The 25,112-nt window shown below is 65.4% G+C and carries 26 protein-coding genes; 12 read left to right on the top strand and 14 right to left on the bottom strand.

Annotation, left to right across the window (positions count from 1 at the left end; translation table 11 throughout):
• The first annotated feature begins 55 nt into the window (after positions 1-55).
• Both AC50YA_RS07875 and AC50YA_RS07870 read left to right on the top strand, forming a co-directional pair.
• The gene (locus tag AC50YA_RS07875) at positions 56-682 is read left to right on the top strand and encodes a CE1759 family FMN reductase (protein WP_494981745.1); all 627 of its coding nucleotides are present in this window, start codon (positions 56-58) and stop codon (positions 680-682) included.
• Positions 683-767: 85 nt separating this feature from the next.
• Positions 768-1,139, top strand: coding sequence for a TFIIB-type zinc ribbon-containing protein (locus AC50YA_RS07870; RefSeq protein WP_494981744.1), 372 nt, complete (start codon positions 768-770; stop codon positions 1,137-1,139).
• Between the two features lie 67 nt (positions 1,140-1,206).
• Here the strand turns inward: AC50YA_RS07870 and AC50YA_RS07865 are convergent, their stop codons facing one another.
• A complete protein-coding gene (locus tag AC50YA_RS07865) occupies positions 1,207-1,779 on the bottom strand; it encodes a hypothetical protein (protein WP_494981743.1) in 573 nt (190 codons plus the stop codon).
• A 2-nt stretch (positions 1,780-1,781) separates the two neighbouring features.
• On the bottom strand, positions 1,782-2,237 hold the full coding sequence (locus AC50YA_RS07860) for a hypothetical protein (RefSeq protein WP_494981742.1): 456 nt from the start codon (positions 2,235-2,237) through the stop codon (positions 1,782-1,784).
• 721 nt (positions 2,238-2,958) lie between these two features.
• Between AC50YA_RS07860 and dnaB the strand changes: the two genes are divergently transcribed.
• Positions 2,959-4,341 carry a replicative DNA helicase gene (gene dnaB, locus AC50YA_RS07855; RefSeq protein WP_058930676.1) on the top strand — a complete coding sequence of 461 codons (1,383 nt, stop codon included), beginning with the start codon at positions 2,959-2,961 and terminating at the stop codon, positions 4,339-4,341.
• Positions 4,342-4,399: 58 nt separating this feature from the next.
• Here dnaB and AC50YA_RS07850 read toward each other — a convergent pair whose 3' ends face one another.
• Both AC50YA_RS07850 and AC50YA_RS07845 read right to left on the bottom strand, forming a co-directional pair.
• On the bottom strand, positions 4,400-5,368 hold the full coding sequence (locus tag AC50YA_RS07850) for an acyl-CoA thioesterase (RefSeq protein ID WP_494981741.1): 969 nt from the start codon (positions 5,366-5,368) through the stop codon (positions 4,400-4,402).
• A gap of 128 nt (positions 5,369-5,496) precedes the next feature.
• Complete coding sequence (locus AC50YA_RS07845) at positions 5,497-9,897, bottom strand: rhamnogalacturonan lyase family protein (RefSeq protein WP_494981740.1); 4,401 nt, start codon at positions 9,895-9,897, stop codon at positions 5,497-5,499.
• Positions 9,898-10,275: 378 nt separating this feature from the next.
• Between AC50YA_RS07845 and aztD the strand changes: the two genes are divergently transcribed.
• Positions 10,276-11,601 carry a zinc metallochaperone AztD gene (aztD, locus tag AC50YA_RS07840; protein WP_494981739.1) on the top strand — a complete coding sequence of 442 codons (1,326 nt, stop codon included), beginning with the start codon at positions 10,276-10,278 and terminating at the stop codon, positions 11,599-11,601.
• Between the two features lie 96 nt (positions 11,602-11,697).
• Here the strand turns inward: aztD and AC50YA_RS07835 are convergent, their stop codons facing one another.
• On the bottom strand, positions 11,698-12,132 hold the full coding sequence (locus AC50YA_RS07835; RefSeq protein WP_160676147.1) for a DoxX family protein: 435 nt from the start codon (positions 12,130-12,132) through the stop codon (positions 11,698-11,700).
• A gap of 128 nt (positions 12,133-12,260) precedes the next feature.
• On the opposite strand from AC50YA_RS07835, the gene AC50YA_RS07830 reads away from it, so the two are divergent.
• The 3 genes from AC50YA_RS07830 to AC50YA_RS07820 all read left to right on the top strand — a co-directional run bounded on the left by AC50YA_RS07830 (position 12,261) and on the right by AC50YA_RS07820 (position 14,708).
• Positions 12,261-13,613 carry an MATE family efflux transporter gene (locus tag AC50YA_RS07830; RefSeq protein WP_494981738.1) on the top strand — a complete coding sequence of 451 codons (1,353 nt, stop codon included), beginning with the start codon at positions 12,261-12,263 and terminating at the stop codon, positions 13,611-13,613.
• Positions 13,614-13,638: 25 nt separating this feature from the next.
• Positions 13,639-14,229, top strand: coding sequence for a hypothetical protein (locus AC50YA_RS07825; RefSeq protein WP_494981737.1), 591 nt, complete (start codon positions 13,639-13,641; stop codon positions 14,227-14,229).
• Positions 14,230-14,336: 107 nt separating this feature from the next.
• Positions 14,337-14,708 (top strand): hypothetical protein, encoded by a 372-nt coding sequence (locus tag AC50YA_RS07820; protein WP_494981736.1) that lies wholly within the window; start codon positions 14,337-14,339, stop codon positions 14,706-14,708.
• Between the two features lie 46 nt (positions 14,709-14,754).
• Here AC50YA_RS07820 and AC50YA_RS07815 read toward each other — a convergent pair whose 3' ends face one another.
• Complete coding sequence (locus AC50YA_RS07815) at positions 14,755-15,300, bottom strand: CGNR zinc finger domain-containing protein (RefSeq protein ID WP_494981735.1); 546 nt, start codon at positions 15,298-15,300, stop codon at positions 14,755-14,757.
• 71 nt (positions 15,301-15,371) lie between these two features.
• On the opposite strand from AC50YA_RS07815, the gene AC50YA_RS07810 reads away from it, so the two are divergent.
• Complete coding sequence (locus AC50YA_RS07810; RefSeq protein WP_494981734.1) at positions 15,372-16,376, top strand: EamA family transporter; 1,005 nt, start codon at positions 15,372-15,374, stop codon at positions 16,374-16,376.
• Positions 16,377-16,486: 110 nt separating this feature from the next.
• Here AC50YA_RS07810 and AC50YA_RS07805 read toward each other — a convergent pair whose 3' ends face one another.
• On the bottom strand, positions 16,487-16,750 hold the full coding sequence (locus AC50YA_RS07805) for a WXG100 family type VII secretion target (protein ID WP_111908407.1): 264 nt from the start codon (positions 16,748-16,750) through the stop codon (positions 16,487-16,489).
• 179 nt (positions 16,751-16,929) lie between these two features.
• Between AC50YA_RS07805 and AC50YA_RS07800 the strand changes: the two genes are divergently transcribed.
• Positions 16,930-17,202 carry a DUF2277 domain-containing protein gene (locus AC50YA_RS07800; RefSeq protein ID WP_494981733.1) on the top strand — a complete coding sequence of 91 codons (273 nt, stop codon included), beginning with the start codon at positions 16,930-16,932 and terminating at the stop codon, positions 17,200-17,202.
• A gap of 20 nt (positions 17,203-17,222) precedes the next feature.
• Here AC50YA_RS07800 and AC50YA_RS07795 read toward each other — a convergent pair whose 3' ends face one another.
• The 6 genes from AC50YA_RS07795 to AC50YA_RS07770 all read right to left on the bottom strand — a co-directional run bounded on the left by AC50YA_RS07795 (position 17,223) and on the right by AC50YA_RS07770 (position 22,724).
• Positions 17,223-19,661 carry a heavy metal translocating P-type ATPase gene (locus tag AC50YA_RS07795; RefSeq protein ID WP_494981732.1) on the bottom strand — a complete coding sequence of 813 codons (2,439 nt, stop codon included), beginning with the start codon at positions 19,659-19,661 and terminating at the stop codon, positions 17,223-17,225.
• Positions 19,662-19,685: 24 nt separating this feature from the next.
• A complete protein-coding gene (locus tag AC50YA_RS07790; RefSeq protein WP_494981731.1) occupies positions 19,686-19,916 on the bottom strand; it encodes a heavy-metal-associated domain-containing protein in 231 nt (76 codons plus the stop codon).
• 63 nt (positions 19,917-19,979) lie between these two features.
• On the bottom strand, positions 19,980-20,327 hold the full coding sequence (locus AC50YA_RS07785) for a metal-sensitive transcriptional regulator (protein ID WP_494981730.1): 348 nt from the start codon (positions 20,325-20,327) through the stop codon (positions 19,980-19,982).
• A gap of 318 nt (positions 20,328-20,645) precedes the next feature.
• Complete coding sequence (locus AC50YA_RS07780; RefSeq protein WP_494981729.1) at positions 20,646-21,164, bottom strand: universal stress protein; 519 nt, start codon at positions 21,162-21,164, stop codon at positions 20,646-20,648.
• Between the two features lie 60 nt (positions 21,165-21,224).
• Complete coding sequence (locus AC50YA_RS07775) at positions 21,225-21,959, bottom strand: class F sortase (RefSeq protein WP_494981728.1); 735 nt, start codon at positions 21,957-21,959, stop codon at positions 21,225-21,227.
• Between the two features lie 102 nt (positions 21,960-22,061).
• Complete coding sequence (locus tag AC50YA_RS07770; protein WP_494981727.1) at positions 22,062-22,724, bottom strand: hypothetical protein; 663 nt, start codon at positions 22,722-22,724, stop codon at positions 22,062-22,064.
• 280 nt (positions 22,725-23,004) lie between these two features.
• Between AC50YA_RS07770 and AC50YA_RS07765 the strand changes: the two genes are divergently transcribed.
• The 3 genes from AC50YA_RS07765 to AC50YA_RS07755 all read left to right on the top strand — a co-directional run bounded on the left by AC50YA_RS07765 (position 23,005) and on the right by AC50YA_RS07755 (position 24,726).
• Positions 23,005-23,205 (top strand): hypothetical protein, encoded by a 201-nt coding sequence (locus AC50YA_RS07765; protein WP_494981842.1) that lies wholly within the window; start codon positions 23,005-23,007, stop codon positions 23,203-23,205.
• A gap of 95 nt (positions 23,206-23,300) precedes the next feature.
• A complete protein-coding gene (locus tag AC50YA_RS07760) occupies positions 23,301-24,446 on the top strand; it encodes a WD40/YVTN/BNR-like repeat-containing protein (RefSeq protein ID WP_494981726.1) in 1,146 nt (381 codons plus the stop codon).
• Positions 24,439-24,726, top strand: a complete 288-nt coding sequence (locus tag AC50YA_RS07755; protein ID WP_354184046.1) for a MoaD/ThiS family protein — start codon at positions 24,439-24,441, stop codon at positions 24,724-24,726. The genes AC50YA_RS07760 and AC50YA_RS07755 overlap by 8 nt, the downstream gene beginning before the upstream one ends.
• Positions 24,727-24,834: 108 nt before the next feature.
• On the opposite strand, the gene AC50YA_RS07750 is transcribed toward AC50YA_RS07755, so the two are convergent.
• Entirely contained in the window at positions 24,835-25,071 is a 237-nt protein-coding gene (locus AC50YA_RS07750; RefSeq protein ID WP_056341782.1) for a hypothetical protein, read from the bottom strand.
• Between the last annotated feature and the right edge of the window lie 41 nt (positions 25,072-25,112).

Here is a 25,112-nt window from a genome sequence, read left to right as displayed (position 1 = left end):
CCCAGGTACATGCAAATACATGTAACCTCCGCTGTACCGAACCTCAGGAGTCCAAGTGGAAACCCGCCGCATCACCGTGCTGTCCGCCGGCCTGGGCGTGCCGTCCTCAAGCAGGCTGCTCGCCGACCAGCTCGCCGCTGCAGCGGAGCACCGCCTCGCAGATGCCGGTTTTGAGGTAACGGTTGAGATCGTTGAGCTCCGGGACCTAGCGGTGGACATCGCCAACAACTTCGTCACCGGCTATGCGGCCCCGCGCCTGGCGGATGTCATTGCCGGCGTGGAGGCTTCCGATGGCATCATTGCCGTCAGCCCGGTGTTCAGCGCCTCCTACAGCGGCCTGTTCAAGTCCTTCATTGACGTCCTGGACCCCAAGTCCCTGGACGGGAAGGCTGTCCTGCTGGGCGCCACCGGCGGTACGGACCGCCACCAGATGGTCCTTGAGTACGCAATGCGCCCGCTCTTCAGCTACCTGCGCACCCGGATGGCCGCAACGGCCGTTTTCGCCGGCCCCCAGGACTGGGGAAACACGGACGACGGCGGTTCGCCCCTATCGTCGCGGATCGACCGTGCGGCGGCTGAGTTTGCCGCCCTCCTGGCGGGGGAGCAGTCCGCCCGCAAGCCGGCGGCCTTGGAGTCATTGCCGTTCGAGCAGCTCCTGGCGGGCATTTCCGGCGGACGCTAAGGCGGCCGTCCGCAACGGCCGCGCCCGTCCGCCCCGGGAACCCCGGCTGCCGAACTATTCGGTCTCCCCGGTCGTTGACCGGAACATGAAGTGTCCTGTGGATTCAATTGACCTGATCATGAGCGAACGCGGCGGCGTCGAGATCGACTACTGCCCGCAGTGCCGAGGCGTCTGGCTGGACCGCGGTGAGCTGGACAAAATCATCGACCGCGCCAACGATGCCATGGGTGGCAGCGCTCCGACGCCGCGCCCGGCGGCCGCGGCGCCTGCCCCGGTTCCGCCCCCGCTGTATCCGAATTTTGAACCCCGTCGCGAGCAGCCCCGCTTTGAGCAGCCCCGGTTCGACCAGTCGCGCTACGACGACCGGAAGTACAACAAGCCCGGGCATGACCGCGACTACGACCGCCGGCGTCCCAAAAAGAAGGAAGGCTGGCTGGGAGACCTCTTCGACTTCTGACAGCCGGACGGCGCGGCGGGACCTGGCTAGGGGCCCTGGGGGACCAGGAGCCGGGTGGTCCAGTAGCTTAGTCGTCCAGGAGGGCGATGAACTCGCGTGCCTGCTTCAGGGAGATGTCCGAGTGCCTGGTGAGGGCAGTGGCGGCGGCTTCGGTGTCGCCACTGCGCGCAAGCGTGCGGATGCGGCCGTAGATCTCGTCGTTGAGCATGTTGCTGCTGACCTCACGCGTCACGTCGCCCTTGCTGGCGATGGCGCGGTAACGGTAGGGGAACCGCTGGGGCGCGTCGTCGTCGTCGGGCTCTGCCTCCGCCGCTTCAGCCGCAGGACTGCGGTAGGCCTGCGGATGGGCGGCCAACGCCCCCACCGCGTCCCGGGATGCCCGCAGGCCGTCTCCTGTTGCCTCGTAGTACAGCTTGATGGCCGCCATCGCCTGTCCCTGGGCAATCAGCGCGTACAACCTGCGGTGCTGGTCCTCAGAGAGCTTGGCGGCGGCCAGGCGGGCCACCTCAACCGGATCCGGCGCGGGGGCGGTCCCGGCCTGCTTGACGGCCGCCTGCCGCCTGCTGAGCGCCCGGGCCGCCAGTGCGACTCCGGCGGCCACGACCGCGAGGATGATAACGGGGATCACGAGCGATTCCATTTCTAAAGCCGATCTACATACTTTTTGGCTGTGGCCAGGTCCGTGTGGGTTGCCTGGCGGAGGAGTTTGATGGCCTGGATCTTGTGTCCGTCGTGCGCCATCGTCTGCAACTGCAGGGCCAGCTGAGGGTCCAGATGACCGCCGGGCAGCGCCGCATAGCCAAACTGGCCGGCACCCGCTCCGGATTGCCCGCGCTGTGCCGCCCGGGCATGGTCTTCCTGCTGCGACTGCTGCTGTTCGTTCTGGCTGGGCCGGGTGTTGGCTTCGAGGCGGGCACGCACCGCTGTTGCCACGCGCACCTGCTCGGCATAGTGCTCCGCAGAGCGCCTGGCCAGGTCCTGCTGGTACTTCTCGGCGTCGGAAGTCCCGGAATCACGTGGCCTGAGTGCCGTGGTGAATGCCCAGATTATTGCCGCCAACACGCCGGCCGGCAGAAACACCATCAGTACGTCGCCCATAGTCAGAGCTTATGCCAGATGCACGTTATCCACAGCATATTCCTGCCGTTGCATACAGCCGATTCGCTGCGACGTCAAAAAATTCCGACAGGTGTGCGTCGCATCACCTTGGGGGCATGAATCGTAGGTTGAGGCGCCCGGAACGGCAGAACTTTCAACGGCGCCGCGCCGCAAGCTGTGGATGAAGGTTAGGAAAAAAAGAATTTAGTCCACATCCTCGACGAACGTTTTCGCAGGTCAGACGCTTGCATGTGGCAAAAGTTTTTTTGTTTCCACAGGTTCACCCACAGGCTGTGCACAAGCTATGCCCATTAGTGCACAGGTTATCCACAGTCCTCCCGGCTTGTGGGCTTGGACGCTGGAGCGGTGGCGGCTACCGTTGCGGGATACCTGCTTTTGGGGCGCGATGACGCCGTCGCGGACATGTGCTGTCGCCGCAGTGGAGGCCTTAGGTCCGGCCGCTGGGGCGCATTCTGTGGATAACTTTGCGGAACATGGGGATAACTCCAACGCGCGTTGCGCAGACTCCAAGTTGCGCAGACTCCAAGTTGCGCAGACTCCAAGTTGCGCAGACTCAATCGGGCCCGCCGGGCTTCATTGTCGGTGGCCGCTGATAGACCTGAACGTATGCCGTCCCGGGGAGGTCCCGCTGGATGGCAGCCGGCAGGTAAACGACTTACTCGCCGCATCTTGACGCGGCACACTATGGAGGACGGCAGCTTTGTCAGTAACGCACCTGGACTCGATCGAGGGTACCCGCGGATCAGAAGGCAGCCGTAAGCCACCACAGGACATTCCCGCCGAGCAGTCCGTCCTCGGCGGCATGATGCTGTCCAAGGACGCTATCGCGGACGTTGTGGAAATCCTCCGCGGCCAGGACTTCTACCGGCCTGCGCACGAGACCATCTACGAGGCGATCATCGACCTCTACGGCCGCGGCGAGCCGGCGGATGCCGTCACCGTCTCGGACGAACTGACCAAGCGCGCAGAGATCAACAGGATCGGCGGCCCCGCCTACCTGCACGAGCTCATCCAGACTGTCCCTACGGCCGCCAATGCCGGCTACTACGCCGAGATCGTGGCAGAGCGCGCCATTCTGCGCCGGCTGGTCAACGCGGGCACTAAAATCGTCCAGCTGGGATACGGTTCCGACGGCGAGGTGGAGGACCTGGTTAACCAGGCGCAGGCCGAGGTTTACGCCGTGGCGGAGCGGCGCACAGCAGAGGATTATGTGGTCCTCAAGGACGTCATGGAAGCCACGGTGGACGAGATCGAAGCGTCCGGACACCGAGGGGAAGGCATGACTGGTGTTCCCACCGGGTTCTACGAACTCGATGAACTCACCCACGGGCTGCACCCGGGCCAGATGATCGTCATCGCCGCCCGTCCGGCAGTTGGTAAGTCCACGTTTGCCCTGGACTTCGCCCGCTCGGCGGCCATCAAGAACAACCTGGCCACGGTCATGTTCTCGCTCGAAATGGGCCGGAACGAAATCGCCATGCGCCTGCTGTCCGCCGAAGCGACCATTGGTCTCCAGGACCTGCGCAAGGGCACCATCAAAGACGAGCAGTGGTCCAAGATCGCCACCACCATGGGCCGGATGAATGATGCCCCGCTCTTCATCGATGACAGCCCGAATATGTCGCTGATGGAAATCAGGGCCAAGTGCCGCCGCCTCAAGCAGCAGCATGACCTGAAGCTCGTGATCCTGGACTACCTGCAGCTGATGAGCTCCGGCAAGAAAGTCGAGTCACGCCAGCAGGAAGTCTCCGAGTTCTCCCGTGCGCTCAAGCTGCTGGCCAAGGAACTCCAGGTCCCGGTCATTGCCCTGTCGCAGCTGAACCGTGGCTCCGAGCAGCGCCAGGACAAGCGGCCCATGGTCTCTGACCTCCGTGAATCCGGCTCCATCGAGCAGGATGCGGACATGGTCATCCTGCTGCACCGCGAGGACGTCTATGACAAGGAATCCCCGCGTGCGGGGGAGGCGGACATCCTCATCGCCAAGCACCGTAACGGCCCCACCAAGGACATTGTGGTGGCCTTCCAGGGTCACTACTCGCGCTTCGCCAACATGGCGGCCGACGCCGGAGGCAGCGGCTTCTAGGTCCGTTCCCGGCCGGGCTGGCTGGCTTGGCCCTGCCTGAGCAAGGCTTCCCGCTGGCTTAGCCCTGCCCCAGCAGGTGGTTGGGCAGACGGTTCCCCGGAGCGGTCCCACGGATCTCAAGCAGTTCGCGGGCGTGGGCATGCAGCCGCTTGTCCTCCGCCGAGACCGGCACCCAGCCGGGGACTGGCACCGAGTTGCCGTCGGCGTCGCGCGCCACCACCACCGTGAGGCAATACGTGGTGAGGTTGAGTTCCTTGCCCTTCGGATCACCGGAGCGCACGTGTACGGCGATGTGCATGCCTTTGGTCCCTGTATAGACCAGCCTGGCCTCGACCTCCACCACATGGCCGATCAGCAGGGGCCGGTAGAAGCGCACGCCACCGGAGAATACCGCCACGGTGTCCATCCCGCAGTAGCGGGATGCGCAGACATAGGCGGCTTCGTCGATCCACTTCATGACGATGCCGCCGTGCACTTTTCCGCCCCAGTTCACGTCCGTGGGGGCGGCCATGAACCGCAGCGTTACGTGTTCGGCGGTCCCGGCGTCGGTATATTCCTGGGCGTTCATGGCTTCGACGATGCGTTCGCGGACCTTGATCCGGGCCAGGGCGTGGTCCCGCTGTTCGAGCTCCGTTGCCGTGACCGGCTCGAACTGTTTGACGGGTATCGGCTTGCCGTTGTCGCCGACCGCAACAAAGATCACCATGCACTGGCTGCGCATCGTGGCTGGCCCGCCCTTGGGATCGCTTGAAGAGACGACGGTCTGGATGTGCATGGAGGAACGTCCCGTGTAGACGATGGTGGCCTCCACCTCCACCATGTCGCCGCTGTTCACCGGGTCCGCGAAATGGATGTTGCCCACATAGGCGGTGACGCAGTAGGACTTGGCCCAGCCCACAGCGGCAGCGTACGCAGCCTTGTCCACCCATTCGAGGACGGTCCCCGCGTCCACGGATCCGCTGTGGCCCACATCCGTGGGGGCGGCCAGGAAGCGGAGGGTTACGGAGTTGGCTGCGGTCTCAGTCATGCTGCGATCTTACTGAGACGTCGTGTTACCGGAGGGTCGGGGCTGACGCATATCCGCAACAGGAACTGCCCCGCCCGCCTTTTGGGGCGGACAGGGCAGTTCTGCTGAGGATTGCCGGCTGCCGGTGGTTACTTTGCGCCCGCGTAGGTGATATCCGGCTGTGCGGGCCGTTCCATGCCAACCCCGATGAAGACGCTGGGGTGCGGCGGCTGGTTGTACGCGATGTTCTCGCGCGCAACGGACTGCCGGTAGACCGGATCGTGCATCAGCGTCCGCAGCCGGACGTCCGTGGCTGCGGCGGTGGTGTAGATCCGCAGCTCCGTGCTGTCCGACGACGGCCAGGCGATTTCCTCACGCCAGTCACCGAGGAGGTCAGCCTGGATAGCCGGTGTGCCCTTGGTGCTGTTATTCGACTTCGATCCGGTTGCCGTCAGGAGCCGGTCGCTGGACGCGGTTTCCCAGTTCCACTTGGAGACTGTGGGGGTTCCCTTGTTGGCGGTGGCATCCCAGTCGTGGTCGACGATTTCGCGAAGCAAGTCTCCGTCCCACCACGCCAGGAAGTTGGCTGCCGGGATGTTGTTGGCGATCAGTTCGCCCTTGGCCGACCGGAGCTCGCCGACGGGGGAGTTCCAGGCGGCGTCGCCGCCGATTGCCCAGCCCTCGGCCCCGGTGTAGCGGGGGTCGATGTCGCCGGCCGCCGCGCGTCCGGTGTCCTTGACGGCCGGGATGCTCCAGAGGACTTCACCGGTCCGGGAGTCGCGGAACGTTGCGCCCTTGTTGCCGCTTGAACCCATGTCCTCGTGGGCGGCGAACGTTTCGAGTCCCGGCCTGGTGGGGTCCAGGTCGCCCGTGTGGATCGCGTCGCCATGGCCAAGCCCCGTGTTGTAGAGCGGCTTGCCGTTGTCATCGATGGTCAGGGAGCCGAAGACGAACTCGTCCTTGCCGTCGGCGTCCACGTCCGCCACGGAGAGGTTGTGGTTTCCTTGGCCGCGGTACTGGGCGCCAGCGATGTCCGAATCGAAGACCCAGCGCTTGACGATCTTGCCGCCCACGAGGTCGTAGGTGGCCAGCACCGTGCGGGTGTAGTAGCCGCGGCTGAACATCATGGAGGGGTGTTCACCGTCCAGGTACGCAACGGCGCCGAGGAAACGGTCCACGCGGTTGCCGTAGCCGTCGCCCCAGGCTGCTACATCGCCCCGGGGCGGGTCGTAAGCCACGGTGTCCATGACCGTCCCGGTGGCCCCATGGAACACTGTCAGGTACTCCGGCCCCGTCAGCACGTAGCCGCTGCTGTTGCGGTAATCCGCAGTGGGGTTACCCACCACGGTTCCGGCGGCGTCCCGCGTGCCGTCCGCCGTCTTCATGGCGATTTCGGCCTTGCCGTCGCTGTCGAAGTCGTAGGCAAGCAGCTGGGTGTAATGTGCGCCGGCCCGGATGTTCGGGCCCATGTTGATGCGCCAGAGCTTAATGCCGTCCATCTTGTAGGCGTCCACATAAACGGTGCCGGTGTAGCCCGCCTGTGAGTTGTCCTTGGAGTTGGACGGGGACCACATTTGGATGACTTCATACGTGCCGTCGCCGTCGACGTCGGCAACGCTGGAATCGCCCGCGGAGTAGCTGTAGGGCTGGCCGTCCTTGGTGTAGTCGTCGGCAGGCTTGTCCAGCTTCACCGCCAGGTAGTCCTGGGCAAGTGGCGTGAACTCGGCGGTGAGCTGGTCCCCGCCGTTGCCCACGGCCTTGATGACGTACTTGGATCCAGGGGATCCCCCGGCATCAAGGAAGGTGGTGCTGTTCCTGATGGGCTCGGCGGTGAGTTGGACGCCGTCGCGGATGACATGGAAGCCGATCTGCTCCGGATCGAGGCCCAACATGCGCCAGCCGACCCGGACACCCTCGCCGGTCAGGAGCGCGACGGGGGCCCGGTCCAGCTTCTCCATCTGCCGGTTCACCACAGTGACCTTCTCGGTCCCGATGACGGCGGACGGCGCGGATTCGCCGCCCTTGTTCACCGTGGTTACGCGGTAGTAGTAACGGATGGTGGTCAGCACCGTTGTGTCGGTGTAGTTCATCTCGGTGGCCCGGCCCACATAGTCGAACGGCCCGTCCGGGGAGGTGGACCGGTAGACCTGGTACGCCGCGGCGCCGGGGACCTTCTTCCATTTGAGGCTGACGCTGGTCTTTTCAACGGCCTTGACGTCCAGCTTGCCGGTGGCGGCCGGAACCGGGGTGTTGGGATCGACCAGGGCCACGTCCACGGTGTTCGAGGCCACCGATTCCAGGCCGGTGTAATCCAACGCCGTGACGAAGTACTTGTAGCTGAGGCCGGCGTACGCGGTGCTGTCGCGGAACGAAGCGGACGCGACGTTCTCTGCGATCAGCCGGGACTCGGTATCGAAAGAGGCCTGGCGGAACACCTTGTAGCTGGCGGCGTCTCCCACCGCGTCCCATGCGAGGTCGACGGCCGGCGGTTCGGAGCCGGCGTCCACAGCAGTGGTGTGCAGGTTGGTGGGACCCACCAGCAGCGGCGTGACCTCGAGGCCGTTGAGTCGCTGGCCGGAACCACTGATGGTCAGGTTCAGCTGGCCATCGGAGACCAGGACCTGGTTGATGATCTTGGTCGCGGAGGAAGCCTTGCTGGAGGCGACCTGGCCGTAAGGGGTGCCTTCCGCGGCGACGTCGGTCCGGGTGGAGCCGATCCAGTCGCTGTGGTACGTCTTCAGGGCGTAGGTGCCGTTCGGGACGTCGAGCTGGAATTCGAAGCTGGCGCCGCTGAGCACAAAGTCGCGCAGGAGGTTGGTGGTCACGGCGCCCCGGTCGCGGTCGCTGAGGACGCTGATGTCCTTGAACCCGAAGCCGCGCTGGGCCGTGTAGGCCATGGTCCGGTTGACCTCGGTGTAGCCGGTCTCCACGGGAGCTCCGACCGGTCCAAAGTCGAAGCGGTACTTGGCTTCCTTGGTGGTCACGTTCAGGGTATCGCTGGGCTCGGACAGCCCCTTGCCGTTCATGGCGGCGACGCGCACGTTGTACGCAGTGCCTTCGGCCAGCCCGGTGAGGTTGGCTGTCGGGACGGTGGCCGTAGTGGCCAGCGTCCAGGAGCTGTCCGGTTCTGACGCGAGTTTCCGGTAGACCTTGTAGATGTCCGCGCCATCAACCGGCTGCCACTTCAGGAGAGCGCCGGCGTTGGACACACTTCCCGCCACCAGGGCCTGCGGCTTCGCGGGAACGGACGACGGCGGTGTGACCTCCAGGACGTGCGAGGCCAGCGGTACGCTGAGCTGCTTCACGCTGCCGGCGATCAGGCGGGCTATCTGAATGGCGCCGTATTCCTGGAAGTGTGTATTGTCCACGGTGCCCGTCGGCCGGTTCGGGTAAACGCCGGCGTCGACGTGCAGGAAGACCGACTTGGTGTCCTCCGGGCCGATGGCGTCGTAGTAGGCGCGGCTCAGAGCGGACAGATCAACCAGGGCCACATTCTCCTCGGTGGCCAGTTCCTGCATCTTGGCGACGTACTCGGGGAAGCTGACGTTGAATTTGCCGGTGGCCTCGTCAAAGTCGCGACGCCCCACCGGGGTGACGAGCACGGGGGTGGCGCCTCGCTGCTTGGCGCCGTGGACGTAGGTCCGTAGGTATTCCTTGTAGTCAGCGGGGGACGCGTAACGGTCATCGACGCCGAACGTGGCATCGTTGTGGCCGAACTGGACCATGAGGTAGTCCCCGGGGTTGATGACCCGCAGGATCTCGTCGAGCCGTCCCTGGCTGATGAAGTTCTTGGAGCTGCGGCCGCCGATGGCGTGGTTCCTGAAGGCCACCTTGTCATCAAAGAAGCGGTCGATCATCTGGCCCCAGCCTGCCTGCGGGACGTACCCGGCGTCGTAGGTCTGGACCGTGGAGTCCCCGGCCAGGTAGATGCCGGGGTCAGTGGTGGCAGTCCGCGGCGCGCGGGCCGCAATCACGAGCGAGTTGATCTTGGCCGCCGTGCCGCTGAAATCCAGGTTCAGCTGGCCGTCAACCAGGGAGATGGGAAACTCCATTTCCAGGTACTGGCCGGCGGCCTTGTCCGTCATCTGGACTTTGGCCATCTTCTCAGCTGTGATGGCGATGTTGGTCGCCTCGGAGGCGTCTCCGGCGATGAGCTTGACGGTGTAGTCGCCATTGGGCAGGTCCACCAGGAAGCTGCTGCCCTGTGCCTGGACAAAGTCCGAACGGAGGGCGTCGCCCGTGCCGCGGTCCACACCGGACGTAGCGGCGGTGTCCGTAAAGCCGAACTTGCCGGCGGCGGAGTACCCGGTTGACGCCTCCACCTGCGTGTAGCCGGCCTCGGTGTTGCCGGGGCCGAAGTCGAACTGGAATCCGCTGCCGACGGCCGGCAGGGGAGTCTCTGCCTGGACGGCAGGCAAGCCGGTGAAGGCAATGGCCGCCGAGGCGACGGCTGCCGTCACGGCTTTGGTGCCCTTGGAAAGGCGTCTGCCCGTGCTGCCGCGAGGGGGTCCTTCCTTGCTGAACGGACTGTCTTGAGGGGGATTGTTCACGAACATCTCCTTTGATGAGCGGTGGCGGGGAGCCCAACCACTGTGTCGGACTTGGATCGTTTCAATACGAACGGAGAATTTGTGCGCGGTGCTTTTCCTGGGGTTGGGGCCGGCCAGCGGACTGGCGGCAGGAGCCGGAACGGAAGGTTGACGCCTCGGATGTTGCGACCTGGGCGGTGATGCATACCGTCCATGTGATCGCTCACAGGTTTATCAGTACAACGTTGTAGAGGTCAAGGGTATCCTGATTGTTTTCTGGGAGTTTTTGATGTCAAGTGTGTTGTTTTGGGTGAACATGCCCCGCGCTGGAGGTCTCACCATGACGCGGGCGAGGTCATTCGACTTGCACCACTATTGATAATGACTATCGTTAGCACTATGACTAAAGCTCACACATATCCCGGCCTCATGCGCTCATATCCGCAGGCTCTGCCGGCAGTTCTCGCGGTTTCGGCACTGCTCCTCACGGCATGCGGGGCCGCCCCGGGCGCGGGCTCCGGACCGTCGCCGAGCGCAGGCGCTGACTCAGCCGGCGCTTCAGCGGCTCCCGCACCAAGGCAAGCAAAGGAAAGCCAGGCCCCCTCCCCGCGGCTGGTCCTGACCCACGATGCGGGAATTACGGTTCTTGACGCGAAGACGCTCGGGCCGGTGGGGGAGGTGCCGTTGGAGGGATTCAACCGCCTCAGTCCGGCCGGCGACGGCCGGCACGTCCTGGTGGCCACCGGAGATTCCTTCCGCATCTTTGACGCCGGCGTGTGGACAGAGGCGCACGGCGACCACGGGCACTCCTATGTCGCCGCACCCCGGCTGACGGACCGGGCCTTCGGCGCCAACAAGGCCGGCCATGTGGTCAACCACGCAGAGAAGACAGTGCTGTTCAATGACGGTTCAGGGAAGGTGGAAGTTTTTGATCCGGCCGCGCTGACTGGCGCACTCAAGACCGGCCTGCCCGCGACCAGCACCTACACCACACCCGAAGCCCATCATGGCGTGGCAGTGCCGCTGGCGGATGGGCAGCTGCTGGTCACCCTTGGCAACGAGGATGGCCGCAACGGCCTCGCGCTGCTGAGTGCGCCGAGCAACGACGGCGGGCAGGGTCGCAGCGAACTGCTCCGCAACGAGGATTGCCCCGGCGTGCATGGCGAGGCCGTGGCAGGCGGTGACGCCGTGGTGGTGGGCTGCGAGGACGGCATGCTGGTCTATCGGGACGGCGCCTTCACCAAGCTCGCAAGCCCCGACATGTACGGCCGCATGGGCAACCAGGCCGGAAGCCCCGCCTCGCCGGTGATCCTCGGCGACTACAAGGTGGACAGGGATGCCGACCTTGAGCGGCCCACCCGGATCTCACTGGTCAACACTGACACCGGGACACTGCGGTTGGTGGACCTGGGCACCAGCTATTCCTTCCGTTCCCTGGGCCGCGGTCCGGCCGGCGAGGCCCTGGTGCTGGGCACGGACGGGGCGCTCCACGTCATTGATCCGACGAACGGCGAGGTCACCGCTGCCATTTCCGTGGTTGGCGCCTGGACGGAGCCGGATGCCTGGCAGGATCCCCGCCCCACCCTGTTCGTCCAGGGCTCAACGGCCTACGTCACGGAGCCGGCCACCTCCACCATCCACGCCGTTGACCTGACTGAGGGAAAGGTGGTCAGGAGTGCCGTCCTGGAACGCGTCGCCAATGAACTGACCGGGGTCACCGGCTGACGTTCTGACGGCCAGGGACGTTAAAGCCCGACGGCGGACCGGCACCTGGGTGCCTGTCCGCCGTCGGGCTTTACGTTTGCTTTGTGGGAGTCCGCCTTACGCGAGGACTGCCAGTTTGGAGCCCTTGCGGCCGAACAGGACGCGGTCCACAGACACGCGGCCAGCTCCGGTGAGTGCGAGTGCCAGGGCGGCAGCGCCCAGGAGCAGGACCAGTTCGTACCCGCCCTTGTCGGCGAAGACTCCGGCCGAGGCGTGCACCAGGACGAGGGCGCCGATCATGTTTACGGCCAGCAGGGCGGCCACCACGCGGGTGAGTGCGCCAAGGATGAGGGCAATGCCGCCGGCCAGTTCGAGGCCTGCAATGACGGGTGCTGAGACGTTGGCTGCGGGCACGCCCATCTGGGCGAACGCGGCCTGGGTTCCGGCGATGGTCCATTCGTTGAATTTCTGCCAGCCGTGGGCGGCGAAGAGGAAGCCGAGGATGACGCGCAGGACGGTGGTGGCGGTGGTGGTAAGGCGTGACTGATTCATGAATCGAGTCTCGGTGATCGTTTGTTGAAGTGTCAACTAAATGCCGCCCATTGTGTCCTTGGTCATGACTTGCGGCGTCACGGAAGCGCAGCCGCCAGACGGTCGGTGCCGGCCGCTAGGCTGAAACTGTGCCCAACCAATCCGCCCCCGCTGCCGTGCAGCGTCCCGCGAGCCATGCCCGGGAAATCCTGCGGCTCGCCGTCCCGGCGTTCGGGGCGCTGATCGCCGAACCGCTGTTTCTGCTCGCGGATTCGGCCATTGTGGGACACCTTGGTGTGGCCCAGCTGGCCGGTGTGGGGCTCGCCTCCGCCGTGCTGCACACCGCCGTCGGCCTGATGGTGTTCCTCGCCTACTCCACCACCCCGGCGGTGGCCCGCGCGATGGGACACGGGCAGTTGGGCAAGGCACTCGCCGCAGGGCGCGACGGCGTCTGGCTGGCACTTCTGTTGGGCATAGTCCTGGCGGTGGCCGGCTTCTGGGCCGCTGAACCGCTGGTGTCCCTGATGGGCGCCGAGGGTGAGGTGCGTTCATTCGCCGCTGACTATCTGCGCTGGTCCATGCCCGGCCTGGTGGCAATGCTGCTCATCTTTGCCGGCACTGGTGTTCTCCGCGGGTTGCAGGACACCAGGACGCCGCTGCTCGTAGCCACCGCAGGCTTTGCCCTGAATATTGTCCTTAACTTCTGGCTGGTCTACGGGCTGGGCTGGTCCGTTGCGGGCTCGGCGGCAGGCACCAGCGTGGCGCAATGGGCCATGGCGGCCGTCTATCTGGCGATGGTTCAGCGAAATGCTGCCCGGCACGGCATCAGCCTGTGGCCCGACTGGAGCGGTATCCGCGCGATGACCCGGGTCGGTTCGTGGCTCATGCTCCGCACGCTGAGCCTGCGGATTGCCATCCTGGCTACGGTTTTTGTGGTTACGGGGCAAGGTGCCGTCAACCTGGCTGCGCACCAGCTGGCCATGACCATCTTCTCCTTCCTCGCTTTTGCCCTCGATGCCCTTGCCATCGCCGCCCAGGCCCTGATCGGCAAGGAACTGGGCGCATCCAACCCCGTCAGGGCGCGGCACCTGACCCGGACCATGATCCGCTGGGGTGTCGGATTCGGTGTGCTTACGGGGGCCCTGCTGGCCATCGCTGCGCCCTGGGTGGGGGCGCTGTTCACCTCCGACCCCGGCGTCCAATCCGTGCTGACATACGCTCTGTGGATCCTGGCCGCCGGTCAGCCCCTTGCCGGTTATGTTTTTGTCCTGGATGGTGTGCTGATCGGCGCCGGGGACGCCAAGTACCTAGCGCTGGCGGGCGTGGTCAACCTCGCCGTATACGTCCCCATGCTCGTGGCCGTTGTTGTCTCCGGCATGTCCGCTGCTGCAGGCCTCGTTTGGCTGTGGGCCGCCTTTGCGCTGGGCTATATGGCCGCCCGGGCCGTGACACTGGGCCTGCGCGCCCGGTCGGACCGCTGGCTGGTGCTGGGTTCGCCATAAGCCCAGCGGCCACTAAACTGGACCGGTGAACCAACCACTGACACCCACAGATGCTCCCGCAGGCACCGCCCAGCAGGCTGACCTGTGGAAGCCGGTACTGCTCAGGGCCGTGGCCGCACTGGCGTTCGGCGCCGTGACCATTTTCTGGGGCGGACCGTCGGTCCAGGTCATGGGCTGGGCAGGCGGACTATATCTGCTTGTCACGGGCCTGCTGCTGCTCTGGGCCATCCCCAAGACCGGCTACGCGCGTGAGCGTATGCCCGGCAAAATCCTCTCCGCGGCAGGGGCCGCCCTGGCAGGCGCAGGTGTTGCCGTGGCGCTGCTTCACGGGGACCGGGTCTTTGGCGTCGTCGCGGCGGTGGGACTTGGCCTGGCCGGAGCGGTGGAGCTGAACTGCGGACTCCGGTATCGCGGCCGGCACGTGCTGGCCCGCGACTGGCTGGCCTCGGGCATCATCGGGCTTGGTACCGCAGCCATCCTGCCCTTCTTCATCAGCCTCGGAGCCCATGCCCTGCTGGGCGTCGCCGGCGGTGGGGCCATCATCTCCGGTGTGCTGTGGGTCCTGTCCGGGCTGACGCTGAGGCACGATTCCCGGCCCGCCTCCGCGAAGCCGTAAACTAGAAGCGAAAGGTTCTACCCGGCGTAGAAAACACGCTCGGAACAACCCCCGCACACATTCGAACCAGCACGCCCTTCCGGCACGGCTGTAGGAGAGGAACTACCTTGGCAGACCAGAAACCAGGAAAACCGCGCAATCTGCGGACCTCGGTGAAGGGGCCGCTGATGTTCTCTGCGTTCTGGGCCGTCCTCGCCTTCTTCGCGGTGTTGATCTTCGCCTCTGGCGGCAGCGCGAAGACCCCGCGGTTCGATCTCGCCTTCACGGGCGCCGGCATCGCGTTTATCGTCACGCTGGTCATCGCCGCCATGCTGGCTATGAGCCACAAGGAGAACTCCGAGCACCTGGGCAAGGGATCCGGCGTCAACCTGAGTTCAGCGCGGAAGCCGTCGCATGGATTCGGGGGACACGGGCCAAGCCAGGCCGGCGGCGCACCTGAGTCTCCGGACGCTGACAGCGCCGGCTCCAGCCACTCCTAGCCCACCCGCCCCCCGCGCGGCGGCCCGGGCCCGGCCCTGCCCTGGCTCAGCGAACCGTCGCCTGCCGCGCTCGGTACGCTGCGACGTGCGCGCGGTTGGCGCAGTTCCCGGTATCGCAATAGCGTTTAGACCGGTTGCGGCTGAGGTCCAGGACCACCGCATCGCAGTCCTCGGCCTCGCACACCAGAAGGCGGTCCATCTCCTTGGTCCGGATGACGTCCACCAGGGCCATGGCGGCTTCAGTGCCCATGCGCTCCGCCAGTGGCGCATCCCGGGCGGTGGCGTGCAGATGCCAGTCCCACTCGTCGTGTTTCATCAGCTGGGGGAGTGCGTTCGCCTCGCGCAATAAGCGGTTGACGCCCGCGACGGCCGAGTCTTCCTCTGCCGTCCACAGGTTGGCAAGCCGGCCGCGCAGTTCGTGGACACTGGACACTTCCGCTGCATCGCCGGCGCGGGATCCACTGAACCCTTCGGTCTGAAGGAAGTGATCCAGGTCCGCCACCGTGGCAAGTGATTCACGGCCGTTGGCGGCGGTGTTGATCAGGTTGACCACGGTGCGCAGGGCAATTTCGGTGTCAGGGGCAAAGACCATCTTGACTCCTTACTGGGACCGGGCGTAATGTCAGGACCATTACCCTACTTTACTCCTGACAGGAGGCGTCGGTGACTGCCGCCCCTAACCCCGCAGCCGCGGGCGGATTCCTTGGCTCCGGTCTTGGAATCGCTTTGTTCTCTTCTGCTGTCTTCGGGCTCTCCGGCTCCTTCGCCAAAGCGCTCCTGGAAACCGGCTGGTCCCCGGGCGCCGCCGTGACGGCCCGCCTGACCGGCGCGGCGCTGATTCTCGCCATTCCTGCCATTCTGGCTTTACGCGGACGGTGGTACCAGCTGCGCGACAACTGGGTCACCATCGGTCTTTTCGGGCTGATCGGTGTGGCCGCGTGCCAGCTGTTCTACTTCAACGCCGTAGCCCGCCTCTCTGTGGGTGTAGCGCTGTTGCTTGAATACCTGGCTCCCGTCCTCATCGTGCTTTGGCTATGGGGAGCCAGCAGGAAGCGGCCGCGTGCGTTGACCTTCGGCGGAACAGTGCTGTCGCTCGGCGGCCTGATCCTCGTGCTGGACCTCACCGGAACGGTCAAGATCGACATCATCGGGGTCCTGTGGGGGATGGCCGCTGCCGTATGCCTTGCCATCTACTTCTTCATCACGGCCAAGGAAAATGATTCCCTGCCGCCCATCGTCCTTGCGTCGGTCGGGCTGCTGGTGGGGGCCGCCGTCATGTGGCTGGCGGCCGCCACGGGACTGCTTCCCATGGCCTTCAGCACCGCGGATACCAAGCTGGGCCCCTGGATCACACCCTGGTGGGTCTCCCTGGGTGGCCTGATCATCCTGGCAACAGTCCTGGCGTACGTTTCCGGCATTGTCGCTGCCCGCGCCCTTGGCTCCAAGGTTGCGTCCTTCGTCTCGCTGACCGAGGTTCTGTTCGCCGTGATCTGGGCCTGGCTGCTTCTGGGTGAGCTGCCCGGTGCCATCCAACTCCTGGGCGGCGCCCTTATTGTGGGCGGGGTCGTGCTGGTCCGGCTGGACGAGCTGCGCTCCGGCACGGCCGCAGCAACTGGCGGTACGCCCGCCCCGCTGGACCACGCGAACGACGTCGAACCCGTGCCCTGAGTGCCGGGTGCCCTGTCCTGAAGGACAGGTGCCGCTGTGCCCCGCGGTTAAATGCCGCGGGGGCCCGGACACTGTGCTGTGTCCGGGCCCCCGGGTTATAGCTTCTGCCGTCAGCGTGAAGCCTGGTCCTGCTCGTTGGCGTTCTTGGTGGCCTTCTGGCCGGCATCCTTCAGCGCCTGGATGACCTGGTTCAGCGCCGCGGTGTGCGTGCCTGACCATTCGCCGCGGAAGTGGGTGGCGTCAGGGCCTTCCCAGTTGGTGCTGTCCAGCACGCGGGACAGGTTGGACCGCTGCTGCTCGATCTCGCCGGCACCGGCCTGCAGCTTGCTGCCAAGAGTCCTGAGCTGTTCTACATCTGCGCCCCAAATAGCCATCAGTTTCTCCTTGTTGTCTTGGATCCGATCCAGATCGGCATCCCCAGTGGCCCCCGGTTCATCCGGAAGATCCATTACCTAGAACCTATCCCGGCCCCAAAACACTGTCGATGGGCACCGCTGCCCATGTGAGGGAGAGGGGGGTCGATCCGAGGCGTTCCAGAGCCTAGCATGGCTGTATGTGCCGGAATATCCGAACCCTCCACAATTACGAACCGCATGCCACCTCTGAGGAAGTGCATGCCGCCGCGCTGCAGTATGTGCGCAAGGTCAGCGGCAGCGCCAAGCCGTCCAAGGCCAACGAGGATGCCTTCGAAGCGGCGGTGCACGAGATCGCCCACATCACCCAACACCTGCTGGATTCGCTGGTCACCCACGCTCCCGCCAAAGACCGGGAAGAAGAGGCTATCAAGGCGAAGGCCCGCGCTGCCGTGCGCTTCGGCACCGCCTGAGGATCTATCCGCCTGAGGACCTACTTGCCGAAGCTGCGCAGCCGGAGCGAGTTGGCCACCACCAGGACGGAACTCGCCGCCATCGCGGCACCGGCAAGCATCGGGTTCAAGAGGCCCAGGGCGGCCACCGGAATGCCGATGGCGTTATAGAAGAACGCCCAGAACAGGTTGGTCTTGATGGTGGCCAGCGTCCGCCGGGACAATTCGATGGCCTGCGCCACCTGTCCCAGGTCATTGCCCATGACGGTGAGGTCCGCCGCCTCGATGGCCACATCGGTACCGGATCCCATGGCGATGCCCAGGTCAGCCTGCGCCAGCGCGGCGGCGTCATTCACGCCGTCGCCGGCCATCGCCACAATGGCCCCGCCCGTCTGGAGCCGACGGACGGCGTCGACCTTCCCGGCAGGCAGAACACCTGCATAAACATTGTCAGGGGAAATGCCGACGGCGGAAGCGACCTGCGCGGCCACCGCGGCGTTGTCCCCGGTCAGCAGAATGGGGCGCAGCCCGAGCTTCTTCAGCTTTGCCACAGCTTCCGCGGATCCCGGCTTCACGGTGTCGCGGAGACTGATGATGCCGGCAGGGGTGCCGTCCACCGCCACCCAGATGGCCGTGGCACCGGTGGCTTCCGCATCGGCCAGCGCCTCCAGCTGCGCGCCGGAAGGGCGGACGCCATTCTCCGTGAGCCAGCCGGTGCGGCCCGCGAGGATCACTCGCCCATCAGCGGTTCCCACCACTCCGCCGCCGGGTGCCGAACGGAAGTGTTCGACGGCGGGGAGCCGCCCGCCGTCAACGTGCCCGGTTTGTGCCTCAAGGGCCGCGGCCGCGATGGCGTGTGCGATCGGGTGCTCCGATGCCGCTTCGACGGCGCCGGCGAGCCGCAGCACGTCCTTGCCCTGGTAACCGTCAAACGCGAGAGTGTTGCCCACGGCGAGTTTTCCGGTGGTGACGGTGCCGGTCTTGTCGAGCAGGATGGTGTCCACGGTGCGGGTGTCTTCGAGGACCTGCGGGCCCTTGATCAGGATGCCCAGCTGGGCGCCCCGGCCGGTTCCGGTGAGCAGTCCCACGGGAGTGGCAAGCCCCAGGGCGCACGGGCAAGCGATGACCAGGACGGTGACTGCGGCGGTGAAAGCTGCCCTGAGCTCGGCAGGCTCAATCACCGGGCCGCTGAACGCGAGCCAGAGCGCAAACGTGAGCACGGCGAGGGCAAGAACTATGGGGACAAAGACGGCGCTGATCCGGTCGGCGAGTCGGGCGATGGGGGCTTTGCCGGTCTGTGCCTGCGAGACCAGCCGGGCCATCTGTGCCAGCGTGGTTTCGGAGCCCACGCGTGTGGCCCGGACCAGTAGCCGGCCGGAAGTGTTGATGGTGGCGCCCGTGACCTTGCTCCCGGGCTCCACCTCCACCGGGACGGATTCGCCGGTCAGCAGGGATGCGTCCACAGCTGAAATTCCGTCGATCACCTCTCCGTCCGTGGCGATCTTTTCGCCGGGGCGGACCACAACGACATCTCCCACGCGGAGCTGATCGGCGGGGACTTTATGTTCGGAGCCGTGGTGAAGGATGGTGGCGTCCTTGGCGCCGAGGTTCAACAATGCCTTGAGGGCGTCGCCGGCTTTCTGCTTGGCGTTGGCTTCGAGGAGCCGGCCCAGCAGCAGGAAGGTGGTGACCACGGCGGCCACTTCGAAGTACAGCCCGCCGCTTTCCATGCCCTCCATGGCCGGGTGTTCGGTCATGCGGGGATCCAGGGCCAGTTGCCACACGCTGAAAAGGTAAGCGGCAGCGACGCCGATGGAAACGAGAGTGTCCATGGTGGACGCCAGGTGGCGGGCATTGACGGCCGCAGCGCGGTGGAAGGGCCAAGCCGCCCAACTGACCACCGGAAACGCCACGGCACCGGCTACCCAGCCCCAGTCGGGAAACTGCAGTGCCGGAACCATCGAAACCGCGAACACGGGAACCGTCAGGACTGCGGCCAGGATGAGGCGCGGCCGGAGCTGGGCCGCCTTGCCGCCGTGGGACAAGTGGTCACTTTTCGCACCGCCTTCGGTGCCATGTTGAGGGTGGTTACCAGGCGCGGCACCGTCGGAGACATGCTCTGCATGCTCGCTCGTGCCTCGCTTAGACGCATGCTGCCGCATGCCCCCGACGTCGCCGCTTGCGGGCATCGAGCCGAGCGCGTCGGTTCCGTCGCCGGCATTTTGGCTCAGGTAGCGCGGGAGGCGGACCGTTGCCTTGTAGCCCGTGGCGTTGACTGTGTCCACAATCTGCTGGTTCGTGATGCCGGCAGGGACAGTGACGTGGGCCGATTCCAGCGGGAGGTTGACGGAGGCTTCGACGCCGTCGAGCTTGCCCAGCTTCTTTTCCACGCGGTTCACGCAGGAGGCGCAGGTCATGCCCTCAACGTCCAGTTCAACCACCCGGCTTTGAGGGTGGTGACGGAGATGGTCTGTACTCATGTGGGATCCCCCGATCAGACAGCGTTACGCGTCGTTGGCAACAACCAGGTAGCCGGCTTCGGCTACCGCTTCGCCGATCTCGGACGGCGACAGTTCCTGGCTTGAGGTGATGGTGACGGTGGAAATGCCGCCGGCGTTGAGTTCGACGTCGACCGTTTCAACTCCGGCGAGCGATTCGATTTCCTCGCTGACAGAGGAAACGCAGTGGCCGCAGGTCATGCCGGACACGTTGACGGTGGTGGAGGTGGTGCTCATGGCTGGCTCCTTGAAAGGGGGCCGGCGGTGGCCGGCCGTAAATGGATGGTCAGTGGCAGGTGGTCAGCGCAGGAGACGGCCGATGGCCTCTGTAGCTTCCTTGACTTTGCTGTCGATGGCTTCAGCGCGAAGGGCAGGATCGGGTTCCCCGGCGGCACCCACCACGCAGTGGCCGATGTGCTCTTCCACGAGTCCCAGGCTCACAGCATGAAGGGCCTTGGTGACCGCGGAGACCTGGGTCAGGATGTCGATGCAGTATTTGTCCTCATCCACCATCCGGGCGATGCCGCGGACCTGGCCTTCGATGCGCTTGAGCCTGCGCAGGTATGCCTCTTTGTTCGCGGTGTAGCCATGCGGGGGCGCCGGGGCGGTGCCGGCATGTGTGGTCAAGGTTTCCTGCAAAGGTTCCATGCTGCCAACATATACCCGGTGGGGGTATATGGCAAGTACCCCCTGGGGGTATCCAAATCAAGGAGGCGCTCCACGAACGGGGGTAGGTGCGGGTTGTGGGAGCGCACAAAAAAGCTCCGGAGTGCGTTATTGGGGGATACGCACTCCGGAGCAGCATTTGGGCAGATTCACCCGGCCGCTGCGGCCGGATCGTTCTGCTTGAATTAGCTTACGTGCCGGTACGGCCGTCCGCTACCACCTCGAATAACTACTTTCGCTTTATTATTTCGGTCACCCGAAAACCGCCCCGGATGGGCGAGGCGACGCGTTCAGGCCGGCTCAGACTTCGTCCTGATGCGCCGGTCTCCGGTAAGGAACCACCAGCACTGGCCGGCTTTGATGATGCGTCAGCCAGAGTCCCACTGATCCGTTGAGCAGTTCGGAGATCCGGTGGGTCAGGCCCCGCTCCGACGTTCCCACGATGATCATGGGGGAGTTGCTTTCCGCGGCGAGCCGGGCCAGGGCGCGGCCCGGATCCCCCGCCAGGGTCCGCAGAGTCCAATCCACGGGGGCGCCCGGCGTCGCGGCGGCGGCCACGGCTTCTGCGATCACCGCCCTGAGTTCCGTGGTGACGGAGCGTATATCGTCGTCGTCCTTGTCCGGGTGCAGCGACAGCCGGTGCGCGGATCTGGCAGGATCCCATTCCACCAGGTAGCTGGCCTCGTCAACATAGGCGAACAGCAACGGCGCTGACAGGCGGGCTGCGAGAGATGTTGCGGTCTTCAGCACCTCGGGATGCTGATCGGGCAGCACACCGACCAGGAGTGGAGGCGGGCCACTGAAACGTTCTGGACTCATAAGGCCATTCTGTGCCGCCGGGTGCCACTTGAACAGGGGGGCGCCCGGCGCGTGGACGTGTTAAGCGGCAGCGGGTGACGCCGAGACCACCACGTTTTTCCCCCATGGGTCTTCCGTGTAGCAGCTGATCAGAACCACGCGGCTGGGCACCATGTCCCAGATGGGGCTGTCTTTGAGGCTGTCCTTGAGGTAGGTAGTGACGCTGTCCACGCGGTAAGGGATGGTGCCGGTTTCCGTGACGACGTCGAACGTATCGCCAACCGCGGCAGCGGAGCTGAGGTGATTGAACGGGGCGTCCCGCCCCTCCCAGCTGTGACCGATGATGTACGTGGTGTTGCCCGAGCCGTTGCCCGGGGTCCCGAACGGTGTCAGCCAATACCCGTCCATGGTGGTGGGCGGCACGATTGTCTGACTTTCGACGGCTGTGCTGTCCGGCGCCAGCGGATGCACGGCCGTGTCCATCGCAGCTTTCGGATAGACGATCCGCTGCGGGGCCGAAGACTCCGGGAGGACCGGCCCGGTGGCCACGGGCGCCGCTGCAGCCGGCACGGATGCAGACGGTGCGGCCGGAAGGCCCGAAACGGCCAGGGGCAACGGCAGTTGGATCGACGACGTTCCGGAAGAGTAGTCTGCAGTGTTTGTACCCGGCGTTGCGGCCCCATGCTGGTCCAGCAGCGATCCACCGAACGTGAAGGACAGGAAGCCCAGGACACCGCAGGCCAGGATGGCGATGTCTCCGCGGTTCCAGCCGCGGGGCCGTTTCGGCACTTCGTGCCGTCCGGTTTGCTTTGCCACAATGCTCCTCAGGCTGTTGGAAATTGTGCTTACAGGAAGGGCGCCCCGCCTTGAGTTGGCGGGGCGCCCTGCGTGTCAGCTCGGCCCAGTCCGAGCTGGGGCCTAGTCTGCCTTTGGTTCCAGGGACCTGCGGCGTACGGCCACCAGCGCACCGGCGCCGAGCATCATGCCCAGGCCCGCGAGCCAGGTAGGAGCACTCTCAGCTCCGCCCACTGCGGTCTGCGCGTTGAAGCCCTGGTTGGTGCCCTGGCTGACAGCCACTGTCCCGGTGCCGGCTGGCGTCTGTACGGTTGCCGGTGCGGCGGGGGTCTGCACTGTGGGTGTGACTGTGGTGACCGGCGTCTGGACGACGACCGCTGACTCCACCATGGGCGTCACCACCACGGCTGGCGGGACCACCACGGGTTCTTCTGCGGGTGGGACGACGACCGGCGGCACCACTACGGGTGGAACGACGGGCGGGACGACGACCGGCGGTACCACGGGTGGGACGACGACGGGCGGCAGTGTTACTGCGTTGCAGGAGTTAGCAAAGTCCGCCATCCCTTGAAGGTCCCAGTTCAATCCGCCAGGCAGCAGCGGGTTGGGCGGGATGATGTCCTCGGAGTGTCCACTATGGGCACCCAGGCCGTTCACCCCGTTGAGGTCGATGCTGATGTCATGTCCGTTGTGGCAAAGAGTGAAGTTATCTGCCGCGCTGGCCGGGGCCGAGACGCTGAGCAATGCCAGCCCCGCGACCCCCAAAATTGCGAAGGTTCGTTTCATGGTTTTCGTCTCCCCAGACTTTTCCGAAAGGACCATGGTGGTAGGGGAGGAGCGTTGGCTCTGAATGCCCCCGGCAGCATGATCAATTGCTTGTAAATTCAGGCTAGGGGCGGCGGGCGGGTGCGGTCGCGAGTAGCGGGTACTCGTCTTTTTCCGCCTTTGACCTGCGCTGTTACCTGCCTGTACGCGGAAACGGGAGGGGGCTATTGGAGTGTTGCCACCCTTGAACGTGGACAGGGCGGAGCCTAACGTTGGAGCATACGAAAGGTGCGTGACCGGCATGGAAATCTACATGTGGTGGCTGGATCTGAACCTGCAAACCAAGGAATGGCTGCGGGAAAACCTCCGTGCGGCGGAACTGCCGTTACCGGTGCTGCAGGGCATCGCCGAAGCCGGCGGGCCGCATCCGGGTACCCAGGTGGCTGTCCTCACCGAAGCCGACTGGGATTTCATCGAGACGCAGTCCGAATTCGTCGACTGACGGGGCGCCGCCGGCACGGCCCATGCGTCCAGTCCACGCCGGACCAATCCACATAGCGAAGAAAAGCGTTGCGGCCCTCCGGCCGTGGTGGTTGCATGGGGTGCATGGCAACCGCAGAGAACTATGTCTTAGCGATCGGGACCAAAAAGGGCCTCTGGCTGGCAACCAGCCAGGACCGGAAGCAATGGTCCTTCTCCGGCCCGCATTTTCTGATGAGCGAAATCCCCAGCATCGGGATCGACACTCGGGACGGCCGTAACCGGATCATGGTGGGCGTCAGGTCCGAGCACTGGGGCCCTACTGTGGCCCACTCCGATGACCTTGGCGCCACGTGGACCGAACCGGAACAGGGCGCCATCACGTTTCCCGAAGACACCGGCGCGGCAGTGGAGCGCATCTGGCAGATCTACCCGGACGCAGAGTCGCGGCCAGGGGTGGTGTGGGCAGGTGCCGAACCGATTTCGGTCTGGAAATCCACCGACGGCGGTGAGCATTTCGAACTCAACCGCGGGCTGTGGGACCATCCTCATCGCAGCGATTGGGGTGCGGGCTACGGTGGCGCCGCGGCCCACTCCATCGTGGTGAATCGGGCGGGGGATAACGTCCACATCGCCATGAGCACCGGTGGCGTGTACCGCTCGCTCGACGGCGGGACCTCCTGGCAACCGCGGAACAAAGGGATCTCGGTGCGTTTCATGCCTGACCCCTACCCGGAGTTCGGCCAGTGCGTGCACAAGATCGCTGCGGATGCCGTAGTCGAAGGCCGTCTGTATGCGCAGAACCACCACGGTGTCTACCGCACGGATGACAACGGCGAAAACTGGGACTCCATCGCTGAAGGACTTCCGGCCGACTTCGGTTTTGTGATGCTGACGCATCCGCGGCGGGAAGGCACAGCCTGGGTTGTCCCGCTGAAGGCCGACGGCGAGCGGATCCCCCCGGAGGGACACCTTGCGGTGCATCGGACGGACGACGCCGGCGGCACCTGGAAGAGGCTCGACGCAGGACTGCCGGAGCACGAGTACAACAGCGTCCTCCGCGATGCCGCAGCGGTTGACTCAGCTGAACCGGCAGGCGTCTACTTTGGAACCCGCGGCGGCACCGTGTACGCCAGCGCGGATGAAGGGGAGACGTTTGCTGAAGTTGTCAGTCATCTCCCGGATGTCCTTTGTGTCCGCGCCGCCGTGGTCTCCGGGGCGGGACTGGCGGTTCCGGAAACGTCAGCGGCCCGCGGTGCCTGACATCAGCGTGGTACTTCCCAGCATCCTCCAGCCACTGGCCGGCGGGCAGTCCATCCTGACTGCGCCCGCCGAAGGGACGGTGACGGTGGGAAGCCTGCTGGATTCGGTGACCGGGGGTTACCCGGTGCTGGCCAGGCGACTGCGGGACGAAACAGGAGCACTTCGCCGGTACGTGAATATTTACGTGGCCGGCGACGAGGTGCGCCGGCTCCAGGGCCTGGAAACCGAGGTGTCGCCCGGGCAGGAGGTGCTGGTCATCCAGTCGGTGGCCGGAGGTTAGGGCCGAAGCGTCTCTCGGGCGGTCCGGCGGGCAGTCCTGAATGACTGCGCCCGCCGTCGCGGTGCAAGGTTCCGCAAGGAGGTTCTGCGCCAGCGGCTCGAAACCGGGTCAGGCAATCCGCCAGACGCTGCATTCGTCCGTATTGATCGCTTTCCGCGAGCCGGTGTGATGGTCCATGATCCAGACAACGCCGATTCCCGGTGCTGTCTCTTGGACGCGGCCGCGGCGGATGACCACGTCGTCGTAGCTGGGGCCCACAGAGAGCCTGGCTTCGATTTCATCGCCGCGGTGGAGCTGGTCCAGGGCGCGGACTCTTGTTACATGGGCTTTGGCTTCCTTCAACATTGGGGCCTCCTGGCTGGAGCTGGTGCCTGCGCTTGCCGGCA

This window comes from Pseudarthrobacter sp. RHLT3-21 (assembly GCF_059383495.1).
The sequence above is the reverse complement of the archived record's forward strand: the minus strand, read 5'-3'. Positions and strand labels throughout refer to the sequence as shown.

What these genes read in the sequence shown, in the direction of transcription:
- AC50YA_RS07870 (WP_494981744.1), top strand. Translation starts at nt 768, where the DNA reads ATGAAGTGTCCTGTGGATTCAATTGACCTGATCATGAGCGAACGCGGC.
- AC50YA_RS07865 (WP_494981743.1), bottom strand. Translation starts at nt 1,779, where the DNA reads ATGGAATCGCTCGTGATCCCCGTTATCATCCTCGCGGTCGTGGCCGCC.
- AC50YA_RS07860 (WP_494981742.1), bottom strand. Translation starts at nt 2,237, where the DNA reads ATGGGCGACGTACTGATGGTGTTTCTGCCGGCCGGCGTGTTGGCGGCA.
- AC50YA_RS07850 (WP_494981741.1), bottom strand. Translation starts at nt 5,368, where the DNA reads ATGACTGAGACCGCAGCCAACTCCGTAACCCTCCGCTTCCTGGCCGCC.
- aztD (WP_494981739.1), top strand. Translation starts at nt 10,276, where the DNA reads ATGACTAAAGCTCACACATATCCCGGCCTCATGCGCTCATATCCGCAG.
- AC50YA_RS07835 (WP_160676147.1), bottom strand. Translation starts at nt 12,132, where the DNA reads ATGAATCAGTCACGCCTTACCACCACCGCCACCACCGTCCTGCGCGTC.
- AC50YA_RS07815 (WP_494981735.1), bottom strand. Translation starts at nt 15,300, where the DNA reads ATGGTCTTTGCCCCTGACACCGAAATTGCCCTGCGCACCGTGGTCAAC.
- AC50YA_RS07805 (WP_111908407.1), bottom strand. Translation starts at nt 16,750, where the DNA reads ATGGCTATTTGGGGCGCAGATGTAGAACAGCTCAGGACTCTTGGCAGC.
- AC50YA_RS07800 (WP_494981733.1), top strand. Translation starts at nt 16,930, where the DNA reads ATGTGCCGGAATATCCGAACCCTCCACAATTACGAACCGCATGCCACC.
- AC50YA_RS07795 (WP_494981732.1), bottom strand. Translation starts at nt 19,661, where the DNA reads ATGAGTACAGACCATCTCCGTCACCACCCTCAAAGCCGGGTGGTTGAA.
- AC50YA_RS07790 (WP_494981731.1), bottom strand. Translation starts at nt 19,916, where the DNA reads ATGAGCACCACCTCCACCACCGTCAACGTGTCCGGCATGACCTGCGGC.
- AC50YA_RS07785 (WP_494981730.1), bottom strand. Translation starts at nt 20,327, where the DNA reads ATGGAACCTTTGCAGGAAACCTTGACCACACATGCCGGCACCGCCCCG.
- AC50YA_RS07780 (WP_494981729.1), bottom strand. Translation starts at nt 21,164, where the DNA reads ATGAGTCCAGAACGTTTCAGTGGCCCGCCTCCACTCCTGGTCGGTGTG.
- AC50YA_RS07770 (WP_494981727.1), bottom strand. Translation starts at nt 22,724, where the DNA reads ATGAAACGAACCTTCGCAATTTTGGGGGTCGCGGGGCTGGCATTGCTC.
- AC50YA_RS07765 (WP_494981842.1), top strand. Translation starts at nt 23,005, where the DNA reads ATGGAAATCTACATGTGGTGGCTGGATCTGAACCTGCAAACCAAGGAA.
- AC50YA_RS07760 (WP_494981726.1), top strand. Translation starts at nt 23,301, where the DNA reads ATGGGGTGCATGGCAACCGCAGAGAACTATGTCTTAGCGATCGGGACC.
- AC50YA_RS07750 (WP_056341782.1), bottom strand. Translation starts at nt 25,071, where the DNA reads ATGTTGAAGGAAGCCAAAGCCCATGTAACAAGAGTCCGCGCCCTGGAC.